Here is a 19,460-nt window from a genome sequence, read left to right on the forward strand (position 1 = left end):
CGCTCCTTCCTTACCACGTACTCAAAATCATTTTCATTTTAGCTAATAATCTGCAAAAAGCCAACATATACATGCTGTAGATGCTTGTCAACGGGAGGTAAAAACGTATGACCCGAAGCAATGTATATCGCCGGCTTCTATTCACTGCCTTGTTCCTAGCCGCCTGCAGCTTCCTCCTCGTTCGGTTCTGGCCGTCTGGATCCGTTCCGTCCCTTGGACCCGAGGTGAACAAGCAGGCGGTTCAGGAACCCATTACGCAGCAAGCCGTGGAGACCCCCAATGCGGAGGTACTGAGTGAGCGTATTGCCGAATACCATATTGAAGTTAAACTGGATGAATCCACACATACCCTTATCGGCAAGCAAACCGTAACTTGGACCAATCCTGGGAGATCGACTGTCAATGAACTGTTCTTCCACATGTATCCGAACGCTTTCCGTTCGCCCGATACCACCTTCATGAAGGAGTCTGGCGGTAAATTGCGGGAAGACAAGTTCCCTGCGGATGGATATGGCAACATGACGCTAAAATCGTTATCCACGGTTGACGGTATGTCCCTAATGAACCGGGTACAGTACATTCAGCCAGATGACGGAAACGCGAAGGATGAGACGCTTCTGAAGCTGCGTCTTACCAAGCCAGTACGAAGTCAAGAGAAAGTCACACTTCGCATGGATTTTGAAGTAAAACTGCCGAAAATATTTGCACGTATGGGATACGCCGATAATTTCGTGATGGCTGGCCAATGGTTCCCTAAGATTGCTGCCTATGAAAAGGCAGGGGTACGCGGCCGGGCATCAGAAGGCTGGGATCTGCACCAATATCACGGTAATTCCGAATTTTACTCCAATTACGGCATTTACAGTGTACGCATTCAAGTACCCGACAATTACATCGTAGGCGCTACAGGCTTTCCAACGAAAACCCCTACGATAGCAGACAGAAAGAAATTTTATCAATTCTATGCGGATGATGTTCATGATTTCGCGTGGGCCGCATCTCCAAACTTTGTCTATTTTGAAGAGCCGTTCTCTTCTAGCCAAGTACCAGGGGTTCGTATCAAGTTATATTTAGACCCGAAGCATAAAGATTTGAAGGAGCGTTATTTCTACGCTGCGAAGACGGCGCTGTCCAAGTTCAGCGAATGGTACGGCAAATACCCGTACTCTACCTTGTCCATTATCGTGCCTCCTAAATTGGGCAACGGAGCTGGAGGAATGGAATACCCGACCTTGATTACAGCATTCGGTGCAGAAGATGAGAGTCCAGGTTACGATTTAGAACGTACCGTCGTTCATGAGATTGGACATCAATACTTTTATGGACTTCTCGCCTCAAACGAATTCGAGGAAGCATGGCTCGATGAAGGGTTCACTTCCTATGCAGAAGACAAGCTGATGGAGCAAGAATTCGGAGTACTTCCAAATAACGCAATACAAGCCAGCTACATCACAGATCCAGCTCCACTGAAGCTGAATGCATGGCGCTACAAAAATCAAAATCATTATGCGGAAAATGTGTACATGCGTGCCAAGCTGGTGCTGCTTGCAATCGAGAAGCAAGTCGGGGAAAAAATGATGAGCCGCATTATGAGAACTTATACGCAGAAGTACCGTTTCAAGTACCCAACTACATCAGACTTTCAGCGAGTTGTTGAGCAGGTAACTAACCGCAAGTGGAATGATTTCTTCCAACAATATGTGTACAACGGCATGATGGCAGACTTCGCCGTGGAGAACATTGATTCACGTACGATTGAATCGAATGGGTCTACCCAATATGAAGCGACTGTCTATATCCGCAAGCTCGGTGCCAATTATCCATCCATTCCGATCGTATTTGGATTCTCGGATGGCACGACGACTCGCAAGGGATGGAATGGAGAGGGAGACCGCATCCAATATACCGTCACCCATAAAGCGCCGCTCAGCTGGGTCATGGTTGATCCTCTATATTCGATTGTCGTTGAGAACAAGCACATCAATAATTATATGCGTGCTCATGTCGATGAACCTGTCCGTACACGAGTTAATTTATCCGTCATCAAGGTAATCGAAGCTGTTACGAACATTTTGGGGTGGTGATAGTGTGAAGGCTTATGTGCGTTCAGGCTGGAATTGGTGCAAAGAGCACATCTATATATGGGTCATTCTATTCTTGTACCAACTGTTATGGGGGTTCTTCCTCTATCGCTTCGTCGATGGAGTGGTAACACCTATCCTGCGCCGTTACCCAGATCCAGCACCTACCGAGATGAGCAGGCAGCTCTTTCTGACCGAAAGCCAGTTCTATCTAATGAAGACGAATGACTACTTCCCTTACTTATGGGCTATCCTCGGATTCGTTGCCGTCCATATGCTGCTTACCCCCTTCATTCACGCGGGTGTATTCCATGCTATGTCACGGCCCAAGCAGCAGGGGCTTGCCTTTTTCCAAGGTATCAAGCTCGCTTGGAAGCCAATGCTTGTCCTCTATCTACTCGAGACACTGCTCATTATCGCACCCGCTATATGGTTCGTTCCTTATGCGGCCCATGCCCTGTCCACATCGGCTTCTCTGTCTTCCTTACTCGTGGCAGTGGCACCGTTTGTAATCGCTTGGTTCATTGGCGGCTGGCTTGTTCATCAATTGTTCTTATTCCTTAACTTCGGCGCTGCCTCAGAAACACCGTTAATTCGATCTGTGACAGCCGGAACTCGTCGCTTGCTTCCCATTCTAGGATTGTCACTTCTCTTTATTGGTATCACGATTGGCGTAGGCATATTGTCCACAACGGCGGCGGCCGTGTTCACCGGAATTACCGCACTCATTATTCAACAGGCATTGCCTGCCATTATGACTATACTCAAAATGTGGGGATTGTCTGCACGCCACGCTGTCTGGCAGGAAGCAGAGCAACAGATGAAATAATGGGGGTTCTGATTGAGCGCAATTTAGTTACAGAGTTATAAAGTTACAAAGTTACAAAGTTACAAAGGGTTACGATGATATTGAAGTAGCGTAACCTAACAAAATGAATTAAAAAACTTGTCTATCAGCGAAAAAAACGCTGATCTGACAAGTTTTTTTCGTGTCAAGGACAAAAAATATTTGTCAAAGGAATTTCCGTCTGTTACAATAAGTCTAGATTTATTACAACTTTGTCATGAAAGCGGCACTAACTCTTGCAAAATTGTTACTATCGCACGCAGCAATACATATTCCAAAAACCAGAATGCCGAGTTTCCGGGCGGACCGGAAAGCGGGGGAACCAGTTTTTACGGGTGAATTGATCTTGTAACACAGGGATCATAGGGGTCCTTCAACCGAACCCTCCAGCTAACCTCGCAGGCACGGAAGGAGCCTTCCCTTTGAAGAAGAAGCTAGTTACAGCGGTGCTCGGACTGAGCGTTCTGTTTACTTCGTTCAGTGCAGGCAGCACATTCGCAGCATCCAAAATGGACAACACGATTGACGGTTTGCTTGGCATTTCGTACAAGTATGGTGGTACAACAACGAAAGGCTTTGACTGCTCCGGATTTACGAAGTACGTGTTCGACAAGTTCGAAATTGATCTTCCTCGCACATCTTCGTCGCAATTTGACGCTGGTGAGAAAGTTAGCAAAGACGAGCTTCGTCCAGGAGACCTGGTCTTCTTTGACACAAGCGGCGGCAACGGTGTATCGCATGTCGGCATTTACGTAGGCGACAACAAATTCGCACACGCTTCGACAAGCAAGGGTACGCGCATCGACAGCCTTAGCATGGACTACTACGAGAAGCGCTATGTAGGTGCACGTCGTGTAATGAGCGAGAATGACTTCTCGTCTATCGCTACTGAAAATCAATAATATCAATAGTTTGATTGTTTACTGCACTCTTATAATGATATGAACGACTACATAACCCGATGAGAAGCGCTACGCGCCTTTTCGTCGGGTTGTTTCATGTTACCCTCATTATCCGCGCAAATCCAACTTCTTTATCCTATGCATCTCTGCATGTCAACGATTCGTGCTTTTATCTATCTTTACGAAATATTTCTTTTTCGGTTTCAACCATTCTCATCGCCATTAACGACACAAGGACATGCGCTTGTGCGCATGTCCCGATATCTTGTCTGGATATTCACTATTTTCGCATAGACGCTTCTGATTTACTTAACTGACCCATTCAATTCTTGGAATTTCGCCTTAATCTCTTCTGGTGTGAGCCCATCCGCCTCTGCTCGATGCTTTTCTTCCTCGTGCTGAAGCTGAGTCTGACGATCCTCGACATGCTTCCCATTAATGTGATGTTTCTCGTGGAACAGTCGTCCTTTTATGCCTAATTTCTCGCGTAATTCCTGGTGAATTTGCTTGTTGCTCTTGCCTTCTGTCGAAATTCCGTGTTTCTTAGCTAGCAATTGAAGCTTCTTCTCGCGCAGCTGCTTCATTTCTGCACGAAGCTCCTTCATTTGTGCCTGTACTTGTTCTAATTGTTTATCCGTCTCCATGCTCTGCTGATTCGGCTGTACAGCCTGAGATGAAGTGACCACTCGTACAGCAGCTTGCTCTCTGCTCTTATCTGCCGCAGCATCTAGCGCAGTTCTGCTTTGCGCTGCTGCAGGTGAAGCCATCAAGAGAAGCATTAGGCACGTCCACGCTGCTACGGTTGAATTGCGTTTCATAGGTTCCACCTCCTTATGTAAGGGATGGCTATAGTATGTTCGTAATTCCTGAAATGAAACTGAAAATAAGCTAAATATTCACTTAGTGAAGCACTTACCCATTTATATTCTGGATGCTAATTGAGCCGACAATTCTCCATCAAGTATCTTCTGCATATATTCCAGCAGCAGTTCTTAATCCAGCCAGCCCTTCTCCCTGGCAGTTCGAATCGCCTCAATTCGCGTACCCGCTCCTACTTTGCTAATCGCATCCGACATATAGTTGCGCACCGTTCCATAGGATAAGAACAATTTGGCGCTAATATCCTGCATGGACAGTCCATTCTCAGCAAGCAACAGCACTTCCTTCTCCCTCGGGGACAACGGACAAGGGTCTTCCCACGCAGCCAACGTTAATTCGGGACTCATCACCCGCTTGCCTGCATATACCTGGCGAATGGCATCTGACAACTCGTCGCTTGGACTGTCCTTGAGTAAATAACCGCCTACACTGGATGCCATTGCACGCTGGAGATAGCCTGAGCGAGCAAAGGTCGTCAGCATAATAATCCGACAGTCCAGCCCCTTCTTCTTGACTGCATCCGCGACATCCAGCCCCGTCATAAGTGGCATCTCGATATCCAGTACCGCGATATCCGGCTGAAGTACCTCTATAAGCGACAGCGCTACACTGCCATTCTCGGCCTGACCAATCACTTCGATATCATCCTCAAGAGACAACAAGGTGGCGAGTGCACTTCGCAGCATCTGTTGGTCCTCTCCCAATATAACTCGAATCATGATGAACCTTTCCCCTTCCCATCGCGGATTACACGCGGAATGACTAACGATAATGCCGTTCCCTTGTGGGCACCAGACTCTATAGCAAGCGTCCCGTCCACAAGCTGAAGCCGCTGTTTCAGTCCGGCCATGCCTGTCCCACTTGATTGCTTAAGCTGGTGCTCATCAATTCCGATGCCATCATCTGCAATCTCCAATCGAACCCTTGCCTCTCCCACCTCAACCCGAACCGAGCAATGCTTCGCCCGGCTGTGCCTGACGACATTCGTTAAGGTCTCCCGGAAGCACATGGCGAGAATCGTCTCCTGCAATGCTGATAATGGCAATCGGCCCACAATGCTTGGGGCTGCTGCTGAAGGGCTAATTCCCTCGCTGCGTTCCTGAAATTCCAGCTCAATTCCTGCGGCAGCGCATAGCTGCCTTCCATGCTCATATTCCTCTGCAAGCTTGACGATCTTCATTTCAGTTACGAGTTGGCGCATCTGCTTCAACGCCGCACGCGATGTTTCTTGAATCTCCCTTGCTTCAGCGATGGCCCGCTCTGGATTCCGTGTAATAAGCTTCTCTGTCACTTCACTCTTAAGCGTGATCAAGGACAACGTGTGTCCAAGTGTATCATGCAATTCGCGTGCAATGCGCTGGCGCTCTTCCTGCTGGGCCATCCGCTCGAGCTGTGAGGTCGCTGCCTGCAATCGTTCCGCCATCTGCTTGTATTGCCCAGCGGCACGCATGATGAATGGCATGACGAGCACACCGAATAATGGAGGAAGCAGCAGGGTATGCAGGGAAGACCATACGGCTACCGTATCCAAGCGTTGAGACAATCCGATTAAGATACCTACCGCCATGACGGCAGCTGTTCCTAAAATAATTGAGGTCTTCTGCCTGCTTATCATCTGCGCGATCATGAACACCATATAAGCATACATAGGGTGATAGAAAAGGATGAATACGAGAATAATTACAGCCTGAGCAGCCAACCACAGCAATGCCTGCTTCTCGTGCCGATACTGCAGCCAAAATGCGATCACTAGAAACAGAAGCAGCGTGAACCCCACCAATAGCTTGGTCGGAGTCTCACGCAGCAGGAAAAAGATGGGCACGCATAAGTTGACGAGGGAGATGTAAGGCTCCGCTCCCTCTTTTTCGGGAAATAATCTCTTCTTGACTACGTTCACTTACATCGCTTCCCGTCTGTTAAAGATATAACTCGATATTACCATGAAGATCATGCCACAGCCCAGAAGAATTACCCAATCCAGCAGGTCAGGACTTCCCCCAGCGAGCATATTCCATGCACCATGTGCATAGCGGTAGGATGGCAGCCATTCTCCAATAACTTGCATCCAGCTTGGCAATGTCTTCAGAGGCATCCACAAGCCTCCCATGATGGCAAATCCCATGAGCAAAATGTTCGCGACCGCAATGGAGGCATCCGCGCTCTTCATCGTTCCTAAAATAGAGCCGATCGCCAGGAATGGAATGCTTCCAAGCCACAGCCACAATCCGCATGTCACCCATTGTACAGCCGTCAGCTCAATGTGATAGGCAAAGTAGGCAGCAGGGAAAATGATGAGAATGACAAGCAAATGAACCAACATATGCGATACGATCTTAGCGCCAATCCATACCGACGGAGATAGTGGTGTCAGGCGAAGCAGACGTGTCCATCCATCACGACGCTCGTAAGCAAGGCGAATACCGAACTGACTCATTGCTGTGCCGATCAAGCTGAATGCTGTCATCGACATAAGTGAGAAGGCGCCATAGGTGGTCGATTCAATAGACTTCGATGCGCCATTTAAACTAGCGAATAAGAAATAGAAAGCGATTGGCATGACAAGTGAGAACAACAAGAAGAATGGACTGCGCATAATTCGTAAACTTTCTGCTTTGATTTGTGCTTGTAACATCGATCAATTCCCCCTATATGATGATTTAAGGCACCCTCTGCCTCTATCGTTTATTTTCAGGCCTCAACTATATGCTTGCTTGAGTACGTGCAGCTTCATGAGATTTTGTTATTGATCGGAAAGCATCCTCAAGCTTAGCGGATTGGATATCAATATCGCTGACTCCCCAACCAGATTGCAAGAGTGCGGACAACACTTCGTCTGTACTGCGGACGTGAAGACGAATCCGACCTGATGCACGTTCGACCTTTACGACTCCCGGAAGCTGCATCAACGCTTCGTCCTGCTGTTCGACTTGAAGACGGAAGGACACCGTCCGCAGTGCCGTCTGTGCCTTGAGCTCCTGTGAGGTTCCGCTGGCCGCTACTGTACCTGCCGCAATAATCGCGATATGATCCGCCACTGCATCTGCTTCCTCCAAGTCATGCGTCGTAAGCACAACCGTCCGCCCATCGTTCGACAGAGCGCGAACCGTATCCCAGAAGCGACCACGCGCCTCCACATCCATGCCAACCGTCGGCTCATCAAGCAGGACAAGCTCTGGATTGCCAGCTAAGCTCTGCGCGAAGGCCAATCTGCGCCGTTGTCCACCGGATAACGATGTTGCGCGCCGCTTCGCTTCTCCGTGCAGGCCTGATAAGTCAAGCAGTCTGGACAGTGGAAGTGGGTTGCGATAGTAGCTGCGGAACAGATTCAATACCTCTGCAACATTCAAGCCATCAGGAGCTTTCACATCCTGCATGAGCGCCCCTACTCTGTGCCGCAGTTCCCGTGTGCCTGCGGGCTGGCCAAGCACCTTAATCTCTCCTGATGTCGGCTTTTGCAACCCGAGGATCATGGAAATCGTCGTAGTCTTACCCGCTCCGTTCGGACCGAGCAGCGCGCTGATCTGTCCACGCTCGAAGCGAAGATTAATATTGTTCACGGCGCGAAAGCTGCCGAATTGCTTTATAAGGTTGGTACATTCGATTGCGTATGTCATCTATAATCATCCTTTGTCATTAAATTAGGAATCGTATGTGGTTCTGTGATGCGATCATTGTGTTGCGTGCAGCTTTCGGCTAACCAGTTAATCTTTCGAGATATGCTACACGATGCTGTGCTGCTCAATTTCTGTTGCCCGATGCCGTATCGCTTATGTTTGTATTGTACGGCAGGCACGCTTGAGCCAGTTAGTGTACGATGTCACCAACTGCATATGACAAATGTCAGAAATGAGGTGGCAATATTCGAATTGCTGCGAGCCTCATTTTCTTCAAGGCCACTTTTTAAAGCAACCATTTATCCTGTGCCATAATTTTTGCAGCCCCGTCACAAAACGGCATGTCTGTCCGTTGTATAGGCAGAAAAGGAGAGATAGCATGAAAAAGTTGTGGAAGCTAGGAAATGCACTGATACTGATCATCCCTTTGCTAGGTGGTTGCTACGGGGAACAACAACAAAATGAGAACTTGGAAAGTGGAAAAATCAAAGTCATGTATCATGATGAACCGTCGTTCTATAACGATTACGGGAATCTCTTCAAGGTGAAGAACCCAAAAATCGAATTCGATGTCATTAGCATGAATAACGTGCTCGCAAATCGCGAGCAATATGGCGCTTGGGACGATCATGCAGAATTGAAAAAATTAATTGAGACATACAAACCTGATGTGCTGCTGCTAAACGAGAATTTGTTCGAAGATTATGCGCGGCAGGGACGGCTGTACGACATCGAAACTATGATTGCGAAGGACAAATTCGATATTGACGCAATTTCTCCCGGACTTATCGAAATGATTAGAGGGAGAGGAGACGGCAAGTTATACGGATTAGCTCCGTCTTTTTATGCGGATGTCCTATATTTCAACCGAGATTTGTTCAAGCAGCATCATATTGATACGCCGACGAACAAGATGACCTGGAAAAAATTGTTTGAACTGTCGAGAAGATTCATCAACACGGGCACTGGCGAAAAGAAAATAGTTGGATTATATCAGGACTACGGTGTGGAGCAGATGTTACAGGAGATCACGTCTTCCTCCGGGTTACGATTACTCGATGCAAAGGCAGACAGGCTGCTTATCAACTCAGACGGTTGGAAAGAAGCAATCAAACTCGTAACAAATACCGTACGCGATAAATTTATCTACCTGCAGGCTTCAAATCAAAATAGCGAGGAGATGGCCGAAGCCTTTTATAGAGGTCAGGCTACGATGACAATCAATGGGCCTTGGCTTGCAAAAGAATTGAAAGCACGAGCTAAAAGTGCTCTTATCACCCGAAAGTGAAGTTATACAATAAAAAGGTGTTATTAAGCCGGGCTGTATGAAAGGAGGATCCATACGGCTATGCCATCCAGCTCAGAATATCAAACTGTTAGGACTTTAGAACATGCCATTGCTCAAGTCAAGTGCGGAGATAAAGAAGCGTACACCTTTATCATCCATCGATTTCAGAAACAAATTTATTTATATTGCTACTATTTGTTGGGAAGCAAGGAAGAAGCCGAAGACGCTGTTCAGGACATATTTATTAAAGGCTTTCAACGTATACACCTTTTCGAGCCTCAGGTATCTTTTTCAGCCTGGATATATAAGATCGCCTACAATCATTGCTTGGATATTTTGAACCGTAGAAGCAGGCTCCGAAAAATACTGTTCCTGCTGAAACGAGATCAAATCAATGATCAAGAACTTCCGTATGAAGATCTGGTTTATCAATTGCTGGACAAGCTTTCTGCAGAAGAGCGGCATATTTTGTTGTTAAGGGCCGTGGAAGAATATAGCTTCGATGAAATTAGCGAGATTATGGATTTAAAGCCATCGACAATTCGCAAAAAATATGAACGTTTGCGGAAAAAGCTGCTTCGCTATCAATCCAATCCATTCACAGAGGAAGGAGGTCTTCATAAGCATGTCATCAAGCCATCGTAACGGTGTAGATAGTGAACAATTAGAGGCATGGATTCGCCAGACGCCGACAAATCCTGATTTTACGGGGCAAATTATGAGCCGATTGGACACTGGGTCTCTATTTGTTGATGCCTCATGTACAACACGTCGTAGTAAAGCAGTTCGTTCCATTGTCACATCGATTGCTGCAGCAGCCGCAGCATTCGTCTTATTAATAGGGGGCTCCTTTCTGTCTCCCACGGTAGCCGAGTCAATGAGACATGTGCCGGGCGTGAGCAGTCTTTTTCGTCTTGCGGGAGATCTAGGTTTGCAGGCAGCTGACGAAAAAGGACTTGTCACCTCATCCGGGCAGAGCGTGACCCATCATGGTCTAACACTTTCGATTCCGGCAGCAGCCTATGACGGAGTACGAGTGGCAGTTGGCATTGAACGATCAGGCCTATCGGGGTTGCAGGAAAACAGTAGCCGCAATACCTTGATGGAATCTTTGAGTGATATTCAACTCCTTATTGATGGAAAAAGTATTGCCGATTATGCATACAACCAGCACTCGGTTGGCATCATTACTGTCCCAGGGGAAAATGAAAATTCGGCAATCCTTATGTTCTCTGAAATGCGAAATCAAGAAGGAATATCCTTGCCCGACAAGTTCGATTTAACGGTAAAGCTTACCGTGTCAGACATACAGGAGCCCTATCAAATGACGATTCCCGTTTCCATGCAAACAAATGATTCAGTCGTCATGAAGCCAAACATTTCGAAATCTAGCAGTCCATTCACCATCAAGTACAATAAAGTAGAATTGACGCCGATTACGACGAGTCTTGCTGCAAGGCTGGAAATATCGAAGGACGATCCGCTTATGGCCAATGATTTGCCGATTGGATTTGAAATCTACGATGATAAAGGGCGCACAGTCAAATTGTTAAACGGTTCAGGTTTACATGAGGACAACGGGAAAACGTTGCTGTTCAATTTGCTTTATCAGCCGTACGACCCTATTCCTACGTTTATTACGATCAAACCTTATATAAGTCTTATCAACGAGCATGATAAATCCCAATTCAAGCTTGGAGCCGACGGCCAACCACTCATCAAATATATCCCCGAGCTCGAAGTTACATTACCCGTTGAAACTTCAAAATAGAAAAGGAGAGAGCCCCACTGCTCTCTCCTTCCATCCTTATTTCATCCATTTATTCGGATTTCGAGTTTTCATTCCAATAATGACTATCTGGATAAATACGTTTGCCGAAAATTGCAGAGCCCACCCGTACCAGCGTTGAACCTTCCTCGATTGCCGTCTCGAAATCTCCGGACATTCCCATCGACATGACTTCCATGATAACGTTCGGCAATGCAAGCTCTTGCGCTTCCTGACGGATTTTTTGCAGCAGCTTGAAGCATTTGCGCACCTTATCTTGATCGTCGGTGAAAAGCCCGATTGTCATGAGACCCTTAATGCGGAGCGTGTCCAGCTTGGCCACCTCTTGAATTAATGCGAGTGCATCCTCTGGGGCAGCACCGAATTTGCTTTCCTCATACGACGTGTTCACTTGGATAAGGACATCCATTGTGCGACCTTCCTTCTGCAGCCGCTCATGGAGTGCCGTTGCCAGCTTTATGCGATCGACGGATTGAACGCATGTTGCGAATTTAAGAACATCCTTGACCTTGTTTGTTTGCAAATGGCCGATAAAGTGAAAGTCTAGCGATGGATTAGCCGAAGTAAGCGGCTCCCGCTTCTGCAGCCCTTCCTGCACTTTATTTTCCCCAATTAAGTTCTCCCCTGCATCTAATGCCATCTGAATTCGTTCAACCGGAACTGTCTTCGTAACGAGCATCAGCTTCACTTCCTCGGGATTGCGCCCACTGCGCTTGCATGCCTGCTCGATACGCTCACGGATCACTCGTATGTTATGTTCAATATCGTTTAATTGCATCGTTATCACCACATTATTTTAGTATTTATGTCCATTCTAGCATACCTGTTCGGGTAAGGCTGTCACCTTCTGCACAATATAACGCTGAATCCGGCACCTCCCTTTCCATTTATTAGTTTCAACTTCTTGTGTTGATTTTATTTCCCTTATATATTAATATCGTAATATAACGATATAACGATTTATTAAGTGCATGAGTTCATGTACAAAATGAACCATTCCATCTTTTCACTTTCCTATAAATCAAAGGAGACATGATATGAATAACGACTATGAACGTTTTAATGATACTGCCGAGCTGTTAAAAGCTCTGGCACATCCTGTTCGCCTCTGTATCGTGAAGGGGCTGCTGGATAAGGGAAGCTGCAATGTATCCTTCATGCAGGACTGCCTAGGCTTGCCGCAATCGACGGTATCCCAACACCTGCAGAAGCTGCGTAGCATGGGCATTGTAACCACACATCGCAACGGCCTAGAAGTGAACTATCGGGTAGAGAACGAGAAGGTAAAACAGCTCGTTGAAGCATTTTTCGGGGAGGAGACATCATGAGCAAAAAGGTATTGATCGTTGGAGGAGTAGCTGGAGGGGCTTCTGCCGCAGCACGTCTGCGCAGACTGGATGAGGATGCCCACATTGTCATGTTCGAGAGGGATGCTTATGTATCATTCGCCAACTGCGGGCTTCCTTACTATATCGGAGATACGATTCAAGACCGCAACAAGCTGTTCGTACAAACACCAGAAGCAATGCACCGCCGGTTCAATATCGATGTGCGCGTGCACAGCGAAGTCATCGGCATTGATACGCAAGCAAAAAAGGTACGGGTACGCAGCAAAGAGAAAGGGGAGTACGAAGAATCGTATGATTCCCTAATTCTGTCCCCTGGTGCGAAGCCGGTACGTCCGCCGCTTCCGGGTATTGAGAGCGAGCGCATTTATACGCTTCGCAATATTCCCGATACGGATCGCGTGAAGACGCGCGTGATGGAAGATGGCACCCGCTCTGCTGTCGTCATCGGCGGCGGATTCATCGGGGTGGAGATGGCCGAGAATTTGCGCGAAATTGGGCTAGATGTCACGTTGGTGGAGGCTGGGCCAGCAATTCTTGCTCCATTTGACACAGAAATGGCCGGAATTCTGTCTAAGGAGATGGAACAGCACGGTACATCTCTCATTGTAAATGACCGCGTTCAATCGTTCCGTGATACGAACGGCGGAATTGAAACGCAGCTGGCCAGCGGCAAAGTGCTCACAAGCGATATGGTCATTCTCGCAATCGGGGTAGCACCTGATACGGGCTTTATTCGAGACTGCGGCATTGAGCTGGGGCCACGAGGTCACATCATTGTGAATGATTATTTGCAGACCAATGTAGAAGACGTTTATGCCGTAGGAGACGCGGTTGAGGTTGTCGATTTCGTCAATGGGACGAAGACAGCGATCCCGCTTGCAGGGCCAGCCAACAAGCAAGGGCGTATCGCAGCAGACAATGTGAGCGGACTTGGCACTGCCTATAAAGGCTCGCAAGGCACATCTATCCTGAAGGTGTTCGGATTAACGGGTGCTGCAACAGGGAATAACGAAAAAACATTGCAACGATTAGGTTTGCCGTACAAGGTAACTTATGTGCATCCAAATTCCCATGCCGGGTACTATCCAGGTGCCAAGCCAATGACAATAAAGCTGATCTTTAATGAGGAAGGCAACGTACTAGGCAGCCAGATTGTCGGCTATGACGGCGTGGACAAACGGATGGACGTCATTGCTACGGTTATACGCTTAGGCGGCACCGTCACCGATCTTACGGAGCTTGAATTGTCCTATGCACCACCGTATTCTTCCGCCAAAGATCCCGTGAACATGGCCGGGTATACTGCCGAGAATATATGGACAGGAGCTGTGAGCGCGTTTACGCCTGCCGATCTGGAACAGCGCGACCCACAAGCTACGATGCTTGTTGATGTGCGTACGGATATGGAGCATCAGAACGGTCATATTCCTAACTCCCTGTCTATTCCTGTAGATGAACTAAGAAGCCGTCTGAATGAGCTCGATCGGGAGAAAGAAATCTGGGTCTACTGCCAAGTTGGTTTGCGCGGTTATACGGCGTCACGCATTCTAAGTCAGCATGGCTTCAAGGTGAGAAACTTAACGGGTGGATATAAGACATACCAGCATGCACAATATACCCCCGGACAGGTTACGCCGCCTGCCAGGCCTGACCAAGACACGTCTGGGAATCCGGTAAAAGAAAGCAATGAACAGAAAGATACACAGTACTCCTTCGATCGTACCCTGGACGCATGTGGTTTATGCTGCCCAGGGCCGCTCATGCAAGTGAAGCAGCATATGGATTTGCTGCAGGAAGGTCAAGTGCTGAAAGTAAATGCATCCGATCCCGGCTTCTATGAGGATATTCAAGCTTGGGCGGGCATGAGCAAGCAGGAGCTGCTGCATGTTCAGAAACACACGGATGGGACGATTGAAGCCCATATACGCAAGCTGCCGCCTACCTCCGCGGAGGATTTGCAACAGGCAGACAATCGCAGTGTATCATCGGATCGCAGTACCATGGTCGTGTTTAGCGGCGATCTCGATAAAGCAATCGCCTCCTTCATTATTGCGAACGGAGCTGCTGCTTCGGGAAAGAAAGTGACTCTGTTCTTCACCTTCTGGGGTCTGAATATTTTGCGCAAGCCGAACAAGGTTCCCGTCAACAAGAGCTTCATCGGCAAAATGTTCGGAGCGATGATGCCGCGAGGAAGCAAGAAGCTGGGCTTGTCGAAGATGAACATGATGGGTATCGGACCGAAAATGATTCGCTCGGTGATGAACAATAACAATGTATCTTCACTAGAAGAGTTGATTGAATCTGCGATCCAGCAGGGCGTCGAAATCGTTGCCTGCCAGATGTCGATGGACGTCATGGGCATTGCCCATGAGGAGCTTATCGACGGCGTTACCATCGGCGGCGTAGGCTACTATTTAGGCAAGGCTGATCAATCAGGCATTAATTTGTTTATTTAAAAATAAATACACAACATCAAAAAGCCATAGAGCGCTGCCTTCCCACAGGCAACCACTCTATGGCTTTCCTCATTTATCTTTAATCGTACCTATTCGGTGACCAAGTTCATCCCTGCATCGCATCGTATTCACTGCGCGCTAAGCCAAAAATTAGTTCATCGTGATACTTCCCCTTCGTAAAGACCATATCTCTCAGTCTTCCTTCCTGTTGGAACCCTAGGCGCTCGTGCAGCGCAATTGATGCCTCGTTATACGCATATACATGTGCAATCACCTTATGATAGCGCAGCTCTTCGAAATAGTAGCGGAGCAATACCTGGATTGCATCCGATGCATAGCCCTTACGCCAATGTTCTCGGAAGATCGATACGCCGTACTTGAACGTGCCATTCCGCTTATCCACGCCATGCGTGTTCATTCCGCCCACCATTTCACCCGAAAGCGTTTCAATGGCAAACCGAAACTGATCGCCTTCCGGCACTGCAGCCGCCCGCTGTTCCGTCCATATCCGCGCACCCTCTTCGGATCTTGGAAAATGAACCTCATCGCATAATCGTGCAGTTTCCGTATCATAGTCATTGTTGTGGAATTTCTCCCAATCGCTTGAGACTATGGCGCGCAATCTTACTTTTTTTCCTTCCCAAATATGAAATACCATATTCGCTCCCCCTCAATATGTGGTGTTCACTTACTCCCTCATACGAGGGCGGAGATCTTGAGCGCAGATCGACCGTATCCCTCTCGACAACTACATCGTTCTCATTCCTTTCTTAGTCATGGATTATATCACGCCCTTGGGAATTTGGTAAATTAATGAAATGTAATATCTTTGATTTCTCAGCCTTACAGTGGGATGTGAACAGCATCGCTTATCTAAGGGAGCACCCATTACGGGAACTACCTCCTCATCATCTTGTTTTTGTTCGTGCTGCTCGGTCTGTCTTAGCCTCTCTCCAGTGAAAATTCCGGATTGTCCCCAAGATTTTGTTCCATCTTCTCGAAAGGCTGCCCCTTTAAGTAATGGTTAAAGAAATCAAGCGAGTATTCGTTAATGAGGCGATGTACAGGGCGTAAATTTACCCCTTCAGCCTTCTCGAGTAGAGGCGATAGCAGATAGAAGTCGCAGAAGGCTAAATGATCCATGTTTTTAATTTTCATCCAGTAGTTTCCTCCCTCTGCAACATGCTTATATCGTTCAAATATGTCACCGAAATACTTGTATAAAACTTTTCTCGTTGTACCTTGGGCAGCTGCTAACTGGTTTGCACCGGCAAGCGTTCTATCCGCACTCATCATCAACAACGGCTTCTTCACCCCGCCTTCCGGAATCCGGAGCTGACCAAATAAGCCGCCGTCCAAATTAATAGCTGCCTTAATTCTTGCGTCTGACATCAGCATTTGAACACTGGTTGCTCCACCGTAGGAATGACCGAACATACCGACGTTCTTCAAATCCATTCTTCCTGTAAAGCGATGGTCTGGATCGCCCTGTGCCAGCTTCTCCACTTGATTGAGTACAAATTTGGCATCCTCCACCCATACCTTGTTCAGTTCATCCAAGTGCTCAACTGACGGATCCTGGGGAACAAAATTCGCAACGCGGCCATCATCGAACACCGATGTAATGCTATTATACGTGTGATCAATACCCACAACGATATACCCATAACTGACCAATTGTTCGATCTGGAAGGTGTTATGGCTCTTATGCCCACCCATTCCATGAGAAAACAGCAGTACTGGGTAAGCAGCTTCTTTACCGGATATCTCGGCATTTTCGATCGCATGTGTCTTGACGAATTTCATGCTTGTAAAAAACATTTTAGGCATATCGAAAGTTTGGCTGTACGCATTTACAAACACATCCGGATTAGATACATAAGGTGCGGTTTTTCCCTGTGCGCTCGAACTAACTGGATACCAAATTTGCACCATCAGTTCGCGCTTGTCGCCCTTTTCTGGGGTAAGTGTTTCTTCACGCCGCTCATCCTTCCAATCATACGTTACTGTCCCAATCTTATACGGACCTGTAGGTTCTTCGAATGTGAACACCGGGAACAAGAGAGGCAGAAACACAGTGATAAGGGAATATAGCACTGCCAGCATAGCCACAAGAATTTGCTGAACTTTGGACTTCTTTCCCTTCACTTCCTTCGATCTGAACAGATATCGTGCTGCAAGGATACAGATCGGCAGAAACGTTATCACATAGGCCGGAACCATCTGCCAACGCAGTCCCTCGATGAGTCCATGCAGCAGCACGAATATGGAAGATATGATGAAACTAATGAACAGCATTTGCTTTGTTTTGCTCCTTGCAAATAGCAGCCAACCAAGCAATAAAACATGAATGACGACTAACAGCAGTTCAAACGATCTCATAAGAATTGCACCCTCCCCATTTATGGCTTACAGCGGTGAATTTCAACATTAGATCCGTCTGTAAGGAGACATTCAAAACTTATAATTTATTCGTCATCCTCAACAATATGAACCCTGCTCAGGTGTTTAATGATACATAAATTTGAAATAATTGTAAATATTAATTAATTTTCTGTCGTGCTTGCCCTTCGGACTTTCCATGTTCCCGAATTCAAAGAACTTCACTTTTTTGATACCTACATACTGAAACAAGGCCCTTTTCATCAACACTTTATGCACATTGCGATAAAAGAAAAATGGATACAGGGTAGGACCCTTCATTGTAGATATACAAACAACCGATTTCCCTTTTAGCAGCCCTTCAGGCAGCAAGCCTCCGTTGTCTCGATAGGCGAAGTCAGAAGCAAATAACTGATCAATGTAGCCGAGCAGCATCGCAGGCGGACGCAGCCACCAGATCGGATACACAAACACCAACTTATCTGCCCAGCGTATCTGCTCACGATACTTCTCCAGGGTCGGATCGAGGTGCATATCTCTCCTCCGCTTCGTCTTGTGGAACACAAGTACTGGATCGAAGTCCTCTTCATATAAATCAAGAACCTGAATTTCTTCCACGTTCTTATTCTCTGTACACCCTTGTATGATTTGTTGTAAAAAGGCGTAACTCAAACTACTATGATTCGGATGCGTATATACGATTAACACCTTCATCTTCCCACCGCCATTTAGTTATCATTTGATAATTAAAAGATACCAACCTACCTATATAGTTTTCAAATGATAATTGTTTATTGATAATTGATTTGTTATCGTGTTCTGGTAAGAGGTGATTTTTGTGGACAAGAAAGCTCTGTTTCATCAATTCGTAAGCTTTACAACCTCCGTGCACGAAGTGACGCATGAATTAACGAGGGACATTAAGCCAGAGGATATTACACCCGTTCAATATCGTATTTTGGAATATATCGCGGTCAGCCAACCTGTTACCTTAAGCCAAATTAGCGATTGCATGCACATGTCTATGCCAAACACGAGCCGGGAACTGAGGAAATTAACGGAAAAGCATCTATGTGAAAAACTGGAGTCCACGGATGATAGACGCAAGCAAATGATCCAACTCTCGGAAGCTGGACAAGCTATGATGGAAGAGGCCTTTGGGCGGATTAGCGAGCGTTTCTTCGAGCGAATTAAGAATTCCTCAGAAGAAGACTTGAAGGACATACAGCGGGCATTAGAGCTTCTCCAATCCCATGTGTTCGATGTAAAGATGTAAGTCACAGCGCAGCTTTTGTGAAAAGGAGTAAATACAAACTTGGTTTCTAGTATAGAAAAAGACGAAGGAACACGCCCATGTAGCGTCTGCCTTCGTCTTTTCCTTTTCAATCACCTAGAATCGTATCCTTGTACATATTCACCTGCTCGATCATATGACCGATATTGCCTTCTCCTGCATACAAGGTCATGTCGAAGAAATCGTGGGTCAGCTCCGACCAGTACAATTCATTCTCATCGCCATGAATCGCGACGTCATGCTTCAACTTGCCCACATAGACTTCCACATAACATTTTTGATAGTGGTACGTGAAGTCCATCAGGTGGTGCAGCGTGATATCCTCTTTGGAAATGCTCGTTTCTTCCGCCAGCTCTCGATAAGCACTTTCGATTCCTGCTTCGCCAGCCTCTATTTTACCGCCGACTAGATTACTTAGTCCTTTGTACGGTTCTTTTAATCGTTTGCACATCAATAATTTGTCGAGTTCTTTATTGTAAACCATGATGACATTATAGCCCTGCATCTCTTCATCTCCCGATTCACAATTAACAAAAAATGGGCCCCGAAAAGTATCGAGACCCTATTCAACATCATAGC

Annotated in this window: 19 protein-coding genes and 1 riboswitch; of the genes, 9 read left to right on the forward strand and 10 right to left on the reverse strand. The window is 46.9% G+C overall.

Annotation, left to right across the window (positions count from 1 at the left end; translation table 11 throughout):
* Window positions 1–107: 107 nt before the first annotated feature.
* The 3 genes from ABN764_RS27600 to ABN764_RS27610 all read left to right on the forward strand — a co-directional run bounded on the left by ABN764_RS27600 (window position 108) and on the right by ABN764_RS27610 (window position 3,830).
* Window positions 108–2,084: a M1 family metallopeptidase gene (locus ABN764_RS27600; protein WP_446673716.1), complete on the forward strand. Its 1,977-nt coding sequence runs from the start codon at window positions 108–110 to the stop codon at window positions 2,082–2,084.
* Window positions 2,085–2,088: 4 nt separating this feature from the next.
* The gene (locus ABN764_RS27605; protein WP_021253456.1) at window positions 2,089–2,910 is read left to right on the forward strand and encodes a hypothetical protein; all 822 of its coding nucleotides are present in this window, start codon (window positions 2,089–2,091) and stop codon (window positions 2,908–2,910) included.
* A 295-nt stretch (window positions 2,911–3,205) separates the two neighbouring features.
* A riboswitch (cyclic di-AMP (ydaO/yuaA leader) is annotated at window positions 3,206–3,347 on the forward strand.
* A 3-nt stretch (window positions 3,348–3,350) separates the two neighbouring features.
* Entirely contained in the window at window positions 3,351–3,830 is a 480-nt protein-coding gene (locus ABN764_RS27610) for a C40 family peptidase (RefSeq protein ID WP_174809098.1), read from the forward strand.
* Window positions 3,831–4,135: 305 nt separating this feature from the next.
* On the opposite strand, the gene ABN764_RS27615 is transcribed toward ABN764_RS27610, so the two are convergent.
* The 5 genes from ABN764_RS27615 to ABN764_RS27635 form a co-directional block, all read right to left on the reverse strand.
* Window positions 4,136–4,648, reverse strand: a complete 513-nt coding sequence (locus ABN764_RS27615; protein WP_446673717.1) for a serine protease — start codon at window positions 4,646–4,648, stop codon at window positions 4,136–4,138.
* Between the two features lie 174 nt (window positions 4,649–4,822).
* Window positions 4,823–5,428 carry a response regulator transcription factor gene (locus ABN764_RS27620; protein ID WP_446673718.1) on the reverse strand — a complete coding sequence of 202 codons (606 nt, stop codon included), beginning with the start codon at window positions 5,426–5,428 and terminating at the stop codon, window positions 4,823–4,825.
* Entirely contained in the window at window positions 5,425–6,606 is a 1,182-nt protein-coding gene (locus ABN764_RS27625) for a sensor histidine kinase (protein WP_446673719.1), read from the reverse strand. Before ABN764_RS27625 ends, ABN764_RS27620 begins: the two co-directional genes overlap by 4 nt.
* On the reverse strand, window positions 6,607–7,341 hold the full coding sequence (locus ABN764_RS27630) for an ABC transporter permease (protein WP_446673720.1): 735 nt from the start codon (window positions 7,339–7,341) through the stop codon (window positions 6,607–6,609). It abuts the gene before it with no gap.
* Between the two features lie 67 nt (window positions 7,342–7,408).
* Entirely contained in the window at window positions 7,409–8,323 is a 915-nt protein-coding gene (locus ABN764_RS27635) for an ABC transporter ATP-binding protein (RefSeq protein ID WP_028532425.1), read from the reverse strand.
* A 379-nt stretch (window positions 8,324–8,702) separates the two neighbouring features.
* Between ABN764_RS27635 and ABN764_RS27640 the strand changes: the two genes are divergently transcribed.
* The 3 genes from ABN764_RS27640 to ABN764_RS27650 are packed head-to-tail and all read left to right on the forward strand — an operon-like array spanning window position 8,703 to window position 11,382.
* Window positions 8,703–9,611 carry an ABC transporter substrate-binding protein gene (locus tag ABN764_RS27640; RefSeq protein ID WP_446673721.1) on the forward strand — a complete coding sequence of 303 codons (909 nt, stop codon included), beginning with the start codon at window positions 8,703–8,705 and terminating at the stop codon, window positions 9,609–9,611.
* A gap of 60 nt (window positions 9,612–9,671) precedes the next feature.
* Window positions 9,672–10,256 (forward strand): RNA polymerase sigma factor, encoded by a 585-nt coding sequence (locus ABN764_RS27645; protein WP_446673722.1) that lies wholly within the window; start codon window positions 9,672–9,674, stop codon window positions 10,254–10,256.
* Window positions 10,237–11,382 (forward strand): DUF4179 domain-containing protein, encoded by a 1,146-nt coding sequence (locus tag ABN764_RS27650; protein ID WP_446673723.1) that lies wholly within the window; start codon window positions 10,237–10,239, stop codon window positions 11,380–11,382. Before ABN764_RS27645 ends, ABN764_RS27650 begins: the two co-directional genes overlap by 20 nt.
* Before the next feature lie 49 nt (window positions 11,383–11,431).
* Here ABN764_RS27650 and ABN764_RS27655 read toward each other — a convergent pair whose 3' ends face one another.
* Complete coding sequence (locus tag ABN764_RS27655) at window positions 11,432–12,178, reverse strand: YggS family pyridoxal phosphate-dependent enzyme (RefSeq protein WP_446673724.1); 747 nt, start codon at window positions 12,176–12,178, stop codon at window positions 11,432–11,434.
* Window positions 12,179–12,437: 259 nt separating this feature from the next.
* Here ABN764_RS27655 and ABN764_RS27660 point away from each other — a divergent pair, with 259 nt between their 5' ends.
* Together ABN764_RS27660 and ABN764_RS27665 are read left to right on the forward strand one after the other, a co-directional pair.
* Complete coding sequence (locus tag ABN764_RS27660) at window positions 12,438–12,728, forward strand: ArsR/SmtB family transcription factor (protein WP_021253467.1); 291 nt, start codon at window positions 12,438–12,440, stop codon at window positions 12,726–12,728.
* Window positions 12,725–15,205 carry a DsrE/DsrF/DrsH-like family protein gene (locus tag ABN764_RS27665; RefSeq protein WP_446673725.1) on the forward strand — a complete coding sequence of 827 codons (2,481 nt, stop codon included), beginning with the start codon at window positions 12,725–12,727 and terminating at the stop codon, window positions 15,203–15,205. Before ABN764_RS27660 ends, ABN764_RS27665 begins: the two co-directional genes overlap by 4 nt.
* Window positions 15,206–15,311: 106 nt before the next feature.
* Here ABN764_RS27665 and ABN764_RS27670 read toward each other — a convergent pair whose 3' ends face one another.
* From ABN764_RS27670 to ABN764_RS27680, 3 genes are all read right to left on the reverse strand, one after another.
* Entirely contained in the window at window positions 15,312–15,863 is a 552-nt protein-coding gene (locus ABN764_RS27670) for a GNAT family N-acetyltransferase (RefSeq protein WP_446673726.1), read from the reverse strand.
* A 284-nt stretch (window positions 15,864–16,147) separates the two neighbouring features.
* Window positions 16,148–17,587 carry an alpha/beta hydrolase family protein gene (locus tag ABN764_RS27675; RefSeq protein ID WP_446673727.1) on the reverse strand — a complete coding sequence of 480 codons (1,440 nt, stop codon included), beginning with the start codon at window positions 17,585–17,587 and terminating at the stop codon, window positions 16,148–16,150.
* Between the two features lie 126 nt (window positions 17,588–17,713).
* Window positions 17,714–18,301: an NAD(P)H-dependent oxidoreductase gene (locus tag ABN764_RS27680; protein WP_021253473.1), complete on the reverse strand. Its 588-nt coding sequence runs from the start codon at window positions 18,299–18,301 to the stop codon at window positions 17,714–17,716.
* Window positions 18,302–18,425: 124 nt separating this feature from the next.
* Here ABN764_RS27680 and ABN764_RS27685 point away from each other — a divergent pair, with 124 nt between their 5' ends.
* Complete coding sequence (locus ABN764_RS27685; RefSeq protein ID WP_174811223.1) at window positions 18,426–18,863, forward strand: MarR family winged helix-turn-helix transcriptional regulator; 438 nt, start codon at window positions 18,426–18,428, stop codon at window positions 18,861–18,863.
* A 106-nt stretch (window positions 18,864–18,969) separates the two neighbouring features.
* Here the strand turns inward: ABN764_RS27685 and ABN764_RS27690 are convergent, their stop codons facing one another.
* The gene (locus tag ABN764_RS27690) at window positions 18,970–19,386 is read right to left on the reverse strand and encodes an NUDIX hydrolase (RefSeq protein WP_174811224.1); all 417 of its coding nucleotides are present in this window, start codon (window positions 19,384–19,386) and stop codon (window positions 18,970–18,972) included.
* Window positions 19,387–19,460: the final 74 nt, after the last annotated feature.

This window comes from Paenibacillus wuxiensis, from assembly GCF_040195695.1.
GTDB classification, from domain to species: domain Bacteria; phylum Bacillota; class Bacilli; order Paenibacillales; family Paenibacillaceae; genus Paenibacillus_B; species Paenibacillus_B suaedae.

What these genes read in the sequence shown, in the direction of transcription:
- ABN764_RS27600 (WP_446673716.1), top strand. Translation starts at nt 108, where the DNA reads ATGACCCGAAGCAATGTATATCGCCGGCTTCTATTCACTGCCTTGTTC.
- ABN764_RS27615 (WP_446673717.1), bottom strand. Translation starts at nt 4,648, where the DNA reads ATGAAACGCAATTCAACCGTAGCAGCGTGGACGTGCCTAATGCTTCTC.
- ABN764_RS27620 (WP_446673718.1), bottom strand. Translation starts at nt 5,428, where the DNA reads ATGATTCGAGTTATATTGGGAGAGGACCAACAGATGCTGCGAAGTGCA.
- ABN764_RS27630 (WP_446673720.1), bottom strand. Translation starts at nt 7,341, where the DNA reads ATGTTACAAGCACAAATCAAAGCAGAAAGTTTACGAATTATGCGCAGT.
- ABN764_RS27635 (WP_028532425.1), bottom strand. Translation starts at nt 8,323, where the DNA reads ATGACATACGCAATCGAATGTACCAACCTTATAAAGCAATTCGGCAGC.
- ABN764_RS27640 (WP_446673721.1), top strand. Translation starts at nt 8,703, where the DNA reads ATGAAAAAGTTGTGGAAGCTAGGAAATGCACTGATACTGATCATCCCT.
- ABN764_RS27645 (WP_446673722.1), top strand. Translation starts at nt 9,672, where the DNA reads ATGCCATCCAGCTCAGAATATCAAACTGTTAGGACTTTAGAACATGCC.
- ABN764_RS27650 (WP_446673723.1), top strand. Translation starts at nt 10,237, where the DNA reads ATGTCATCAAGCCATCGTAACGGTGTAGATAGTGAACAATTAGAGGCA.
- ABN764_RS27655 (WP_446673724.1), bottom strand. Translation starts at nt 12,178, where the DNA reads ATGCAATTAAACGATATTGAACATAACATACGAGTGATCCGTGAGCGT.
- ABN764_RS27660 (WP_021253467.1), top strand. Translation starts at nt 12,438, where the DNA reads ATGAATAACGACTATGAACGTTTTAATGATACTGCCGAGCTGTTAAAA.
- ABN764_RS27665 (WP_446673725.1), top strand. Translation starts at nt 12,725, where the DNA reads ATGAGCAAAAAGGTATTGATCGTTGGAGGAGTAGCTGGAGGGGCTTCT.
- ABN764_RS27670 (WP_446673726.1), bottom strand. Translation starts at nt 15,863, where the DNA reads ATGGTATTTCATATTTGGGAAGGAAAAAAAGTAAGATTGCGCGCCATA.
- ABN764_RS27675 (WP_446673727.1), bottom strand. Translation starts at nt 17,587, where the DNA reads ATGAGATCGTTTGAACTGCTGTTAGTCGTCATTCATGTTTTATTGCTT.
- ABN764_RS27680 (WP_021253473.1), bottom strand. Translation starts at nt 18,301, where the DNA reads ATGAAGGTGTTAATCGTATATACGCATCCGAATCATAGTAGTTTGAGT.
- ABN764_RS27690 (WP_174811224.1), bottom strand. Translation starts at nt 19,386, where the DNA reads ATGCAGGGCTATAATGTCATCATGGTTTACAATAAAGAACTCGACAAA.